The organism is Dietzia aerolata, from assembly GCF_014144865.1.
Taxonomy (GTDB): Bacteria; Actinomycetota; Actinomycetes; order Mycobacteriales; family Mycobacteriaceae; genus Dietzia; species Dietzia aerolata.
The window spans coordinates 15,622-21,624 of the sequence record NZ_JAALDM010000229.1 but is presented as its reverse complement, the minus strand read 5'-3'; the positions used below and the strand labels follow the sequence as shown (position 1 = coordinate 21,624).

The 6,003-nt window shown below is 70.9% G+C and carries 4 protein-coding genes; 1 reads left to right on the top strand and 3 read right to left on the bottom strand.

What is annotated here, in order from left to right; genetic code table 11:
- A partial coding sequence (gene moaCB, locus G6016_RS13435; protein WP_182633139.1) for a bifunctional molybdenum cofactor biosynthesis protein MoaC/MoaB occupies positions 1–858 on the bottom strand: 858 nt, incomplete at its 3' end.
- Positions 859–953: 95 nt separating this feature from the next.
- Between moaCB and G6016_RS13430 the strand changes: the two genes are divergently transcribed.
- Positions 954–2,171: an NAD(P)/FAD-dependent oxidoreductase gene (locus tag G6016_RS13430; protein ID WP_277815155.1), complete on the top strand. Its 1,218-nt coding sequence runs from the start codon at positions 954–956 to the stop codon at positions 2,169–2,171.
- A 3-nt stretch (positions 2,172–2,174) separates the two neighbouring features.
- Here the strand turns inward: G6016_RS13430 and G6016_RS13425 are convergent, their stop codons facing one another.
- Complete coding sequence (locus tag G6016_RS13425) at positions 2,175–3,590, bottom strand: DHA2 family efflux MFS transporter permease subunit (RefSeq protein ID WP_182633137.1); 1,416 nt, start codon at positions 3,588–3,590, stop codon at positions 2,175–2,177.
- A 92-nt stretch (positions 3,591–3,682) separates the two neighbouring features.
- Positions 3,683–6,003 (bottom strand): fatty acid desaturase (locus tag G6016_RS13420; RefSeq protein WP_241730304.1); only part of this gene is annotated, 2,321 nt, incomplete at its 5' end.

The window sequence follows — 6,003 nt, the reverse complement described above, 5'->3', positions numbered from 1 at the left end:
GCGGGCCCGCATCGCCTCGGCCACACCCGGCAGCGGCAACGTCAGGTGCGGCGCGGTCGCCTCGGGCGTGCGGTCGTCGGGCGCGACGCCCGTCCCCCCGGTGGTCAGCAGCACGGCGGGGGAGCGGCGGACCTGCTCGGTGAAAGCCACATCGATCTCGGCGTCGGCCACCACATGCACCTCGACTGGATCAAAACCGTGCTCGACCAGCCACGATCGGATCGCGGGGCCGGTGGAATCCTCGCGCTCGCCGCGCGAGGCCGCCGTTGAGGAGACGACGACGACGGCGCTGCGGTCATCCGAGATATCCGCGGGCCCGGCCGAGTGGGCGGTCTGCGCGTCGACGTTGTCGTCGTCGTTGTTGTCGTGGTCATCGATATCCCGCGTCCAGTTCCCGCGCTTCCCGCCGGTCTTCGCGGCGAGGCGGACCCCGTCCATCGTGGCCAGCGGATCGACGGCCTTGACCATGTCGTGCAACGTCAGGCCCGCCACAGACACGGCCGTGAGCGCCTCCATCTCTACACCCGTCTTGCCGGTGGTCTTGGCGGTCGCGGAGACGTGGATCGCGCCGGCGTCGGCGTCGAGGTCGAAGTGCACCTTCACCGAGTTCAGCGGGATCTGGTGGCATAGCGGGATCAGCTCGGACGTCTTCTTGGCCGCGCCGATCCCCGCCAGACGCGCCGTGGCCAGCACATCCGCCTTGCCCAGGGCATCCCCCGCGACCATCGTCACCACGTCGGGGCGGGTGCGGAAGATCCCCTCGGCGGTCGCGGTGCGGGTGGTGACGGCCTTGTCGCCGACGTCGACCATGCGGACGCGGCCCTCGGCGTCGAGGTGGGTGAGGTGCTTGGCTGCCATGGATCCCACGCTAGTCGGCAGGTCACGATCTGGTTGATCGGATGGGGCACGACGGCCCCGGGGTGCATGCTGGGGGTGTCGAGGAGGCGGGAGAATTGGCTACGGCAATCGTCATCGGTGCGGGAATGGTGGGCCTCGCGACGGCCTGGCACCTGCAGGAGCGTGGCGTCGAGGTCACGGTGATCGATCGCGACGGCTTGGCCGCCGGGTCGAGCTGGGGCAACGCTGGCTACCTCGCCCCCGCCAAAACACTCCCGCTCGCGGACCCGAGCGTGTGGACCTACGGGCCCCGGGCGCTGATCGATGCGGACGCCGCCCTGCACGTCCCGCTCCGCGTCGACCCCGGACTGTGGGGATTTCTGGCGCGCTTCGTCGCGAACGGAACGATGCGCGCGTGGCACCGGGCGATGGCCGCGCTGGCGCCGATCAACTCCCTGGCGCTGGAAGCATTTGATGAACTGACCGATGGTGGCGTGGCCGCGACGACCCGGGAGGGGCCGTTTGTCATCGGGTTCACCGGCCAGGCGCCGGCGGAATTCTTCCTCGAGGAAGTGCGGCGGGTGCGGGGGCACGGGCTAGAGGTTGTGGTCGAGCGGCTCGACGCGCCTGCCTCCCTGGCGCCGATCCTGACCGACGCCGTGACCAGCGTCTACCGGATGGACGGGCAGCGGTTCATCGAGCCGGGGCCGTTCGTGGAGGCGCTCGCCGACGCGGTTCGAGCGCGTGGGGCGCAGGTGCGGACCGGGGTTGGTGTGAGCGAGGTGGCCGGCCCGGGTGAGGTCGTCCTGGAGAGCGGGGAACGGCTGGCCGCCGACTCGGTGGTAGTGGCCACCGGCGCCTGGTTGCCGCGACTCGCCCGACCGCTCGGTGTGAGGGTGCCGGTGCGGGCCGGGCGGGGCTACTCGTTCTCGGTCGCCACCGAGGAGCCGGTCGAGCACCCCGTCTACCTGCCGACCCAGCGCATCGCGTGCACCCCGTACCAGGGCCGACTGCGGATCGCGGGGACCATGGAGTTTCTCGGGCCCGACGAGCCACCCCGGCAGCGACGGATCCGGGCGATGCTGAGCCAGGTCGACGGACTGCTGCGCGGCGTGGACCTCGACGACCGCCGTGACGAGTGGGTCGGTTCCCGGCCCGTCACGCCCGACGGGCTCCCACTCGTGGGCGCCACCGAGGTTCCCGGCGTCTACGTTGCGGGTGGCCACGGCATGTGGGGGATCGTGCTGGGGCCCGCGACCGGTCGACTGCTGGCGAAGCAGATCGTCACCGGGGACATCGACCCGGTCCTCGCGCCCTTCGACCCGCTGCGGTGAGGGCTACTCCGGCGCGTCGGGCTGGAAGCCGCGGACCGCCGCCGCGCCCGCGACCAGCAGCACGGCCGGCAGCACCAGGGTGAGGCCCATCGCGGTGGGGAAGGCCGTGGTGGCGATCCCGATCTGCATGACCGCGCCCAGGGCGGCCGCGCCGACCACCGCGCCCACCTGGCGCGAGGTGTTGTAGACGCCCGAACCCGCGCCGACCAGATCCGACGGGAGTCCACGCATCGACACCGCCGAGTTGGCCGACCAGCACATGGCGTTGGCCGCACCCATGAGGACCAGCGGGATCAGCAGCCACGGCACCGGCAGCTCCCAGATCATCATCGCGGCGAACATGGTCATCGCGACGATCATCGAGGTGAACCCGGTCGTCGACACCACGCCCGGAGCGGTGCGGTCCGTCAGGCGACCGACATAGGGCGCGGCGACCAGGGAGACGACGGCGGTCGGAATCATCATCAGGCCCGCGACCTCCGCTGACAGGCCCTGAGCGGTCTGCAGGTAGAGCATGATCGGGATATTCATCGAGTACACCGCGAAGCCGAGGGTGAACACCGAGAAGGATCCGCGTGCGAAATTGCGGTTCGAGAACAACTCCGGTGGGACGAGTGCCTCGCGGCCGATCCGGCGGGCCCGCAGCTGGAGCCACACGAACAGGGCGGACGCCCCGAGCCCCGCCGCGAACACCGCCCACAGCCACACCGGCCAGCCCAGGTCCGGGCCCTGCTGCAGGGTGAGGGTCACCGCGGCCACGGCCACCACCGCGACCACCGCGCTGACCAGGTCGATCCGGCTGGCGCCCGTGGGAAGGCGCGGGACCAGCAGCGCTACCAGGGCGAACGCCAGCAGGCCGAACGGGATGTACAGGGCGAACACCCACCGCCATCCGGCCGTGCCCACGATCAGCCCACCCAGGATCGGGCCGAACAGTCCCGCCGAACTGGCGACCGCGGCCCACATCCCCATCGCGGCCCCGCGGCGGTTGAACGCGAAGACGCGGTGGATGATGCTCAGCGGCTGAGGGTTGAGCAGTGAGGCGCCGAGGCCCTGGACGGCGCGCGCGGCGATGAGCAGCTCGATGGTCGGAGCGAATGCCGCGGCCGTCGCGGAGGCGGTGAACACCGCCATTCCGACCAGGTAGACGTTGCGCTGTCCGAAGCGGTCGCCGAGCCGGCCGGCGACCAGGATCGGGGCCGCGAATGCGAGCAGGTAGACCGCCACCACCCACACGGTCTGGTTGATGGACGCGCCCAGGTCCTCGCGGATGCTCGGCAGCGCGACGGCGACCAGGGCCTGGTCCATGAGGGTGATGAACAATCCGGCGCACAGGGCGGTCAGCGCGAGCCAGGCCTGCCGCTCCGGGACGGGAGGGGAGGTCTGGTCGGGGGCCGGCGACGGCGACGAGGTGGACACTGTCGGCAACGTATGCGCTGGTCACGGGGAAGTCAAAGGGGGTGACCGGCAGCCGTGCCTGTACCCGGCGCCGCGCGCGTGCGGACGCGGGGCTACAGATCCAGCTCGATGTCGGTGCAGGCCATGGCGTTGCACACCGTGATCCGGTCCTGTGCCGGGCCCGAGCCCTCGGCGCTGGTGGTGCCGCCGAGTTTGGTCGTGACGCAGGCCTTGCACAGGCCGCGCTCGCAGCCGGTTGGGACGGTAATCCCGGCACGGTCGGCGGCCTCGAGCAGGGTGGTGCCGCCATCGATCTCTACGGATGTCCCGGTGCGGGCGAAGCGGACGGTGTAGCGGCTGCCGTCGTCGGTGGGCCGTTCCAGTTCGGGAGCGGTGAAGGACTCGGCGTGGAATCGCTCGGCCGGCTGTCCCAGGTCGCGCAGCCAGCCGCGGGCGTGGTCGATGACCGCCGCCGGGGCACACACGTAGGTCTCGCGCTCGGCCAGGTCCGGCACCATCTCGGCTAGCAGTTCCGGGCTCAAGCGACCGGTGCGCAGATCGCCGCCGGTGAAAGGGGAGTGGGCGGCCGGGGATCCGGTGGCCGGGGCGTCAGTGAACAAATGCAGCGTGATCCCGGCATCGCGGGCCAGTTCGCGGAGCTCGGACTCGAAGATGATCGAGCGCTCGTCGCGGTTGAAGTAGAGCAGCGTGGCGTCGCAATAACTGCCAGCATCGCGGGCGAGGCGGCGCAGAAGCGCAATGATCGGCGTGATGCCCACGCCACCGGCGATATGCAGGGACTTCGGTGTGGCAACGCCGTTATCGGCGGCTGGCAGGGCGAAGTCGCCGGTGGACTGCGGCACCCCCACGAGCGTCACCCAGGCACCCGGCTTCAGGGAGTCGTTGAGCCGGTTGGAAACCCGGCCGTCGGCGACACGCTTGACGCAGAACTCCAGGTCAGGCAGGTTGCCATCCTCCTGCCCCACCGAGTCGTGAACCAGGCTGTACTGGCGGACGAGTTCAGTTCGGTCGCTGCCGGCGGGGTTGTCGTCGTCGACCTCTACTCGCACCGACACGTACGCACCGGCGTCCCACCGCACGTCCTCCCACCCGCGCGGGCGGGCGAGACGCACCGACAGGGCCTGGCCACCCGCGACCGGCGTGGTCTCGACCACCCGCGCCGGCACGTTGTGGAACCGCGGCTTGTCCAGGTACGGCGACTCGGGCAGCCGGCGGTAGCGCAGCCCCGCCGCGACGCGCCGCGCCAGTCCGGCCGGGTCGCGCAACAGATCGCGGGGCCGAGAGAACTCGCGCTCGCCGAACGGCACCGACAGCCCGGTGACGGTCTTGGCGATGAGCGGCACGGTCTCCAGCAGCGGCGTCTCGTGGTATGGCAGCCCGTGGCGCAGCGCGATCTCGCGAACCTCCGGCGCGATTTTCCGCTGCATCGACGGCGGCAGGTCCGGGAACAGGTGGTGCTCGATGTGGGTGTCCAGCCCGCCGTAGAAAATGCGCAGGTCGGGGCGGTTCTCGAACGGCACCTCCGCCTCGAGGAGTCGGGTGAGCGCGTCGTCCATCTGCGTCGAGGGCAGGAAGTTGCGCGTCGCCCGGATCTGCCGCTCGTAGTACTGATCGGCGGTCTCGTCGGGGCCCGGGTCGGTGAACAGCTCGAGTTCGCCGGCGTGGTGCTCGATGAACACCAGGAACAGCACCGACATGTAGCCGGTCACGCCGCCGAGGTAGTTCGCGGCGAGCGTGGGCAGCGGCTTCCAGCCCGAGCGGAAGGGCTCGTCGACGAAGCGGCGGCGCATATCGGCACGCGCGATCCGGGCGGGTGAGCGCAGCGTGTAGGAGCTGAGGAAGCGGTGACCGCCCACCTTGCGCGCGATGTTGGACAGGAAGAACGGCGCCGCGAGAGGGGCCATCGCGGCCAGTGCGGAGATCATCGCGACCTGCCCGAGGTGGTGTCCGTACCAGTCCTGACCTGCACTTCCGCGCAGGATGCTGTAGCCGAGGTCGTGGTCGCGGCCCACGATGTTGGTGTTGGGGTGGTGCCCCACGTGGTGCATGGTCTTCCAGTGGTCGGTGTCCACGTTGAAGTCCCACCGGTAGCGGTCCGAGTGGTACTCGCCGCAGTCCGGCAGGTGGTCGTAGCTGCCGTGGATGATGTTGTGGCCCAGCTCCGAGAACTGCATGAGCCGGTACGCCAACTCCAGCGCAGTGGCGCGCCGGACCGCGCGGGGGCCGCCCTCGCGCAGCAGTTCCCGGCGCCGTGCGTCGATCGCCTCGCCGTAGGCCGTGACGTTGCGGATATGCGCCAGGTCGTCGGGCCCCACCGCGGCTTTGGCACGGGTGTAGAGGGCGCCGAGCTCGGCCGCGAGACCGGTGCCGGCGTGCCCGGTGTCGGCGCCGGTGGCGGGGTCGTTCGGGGCCG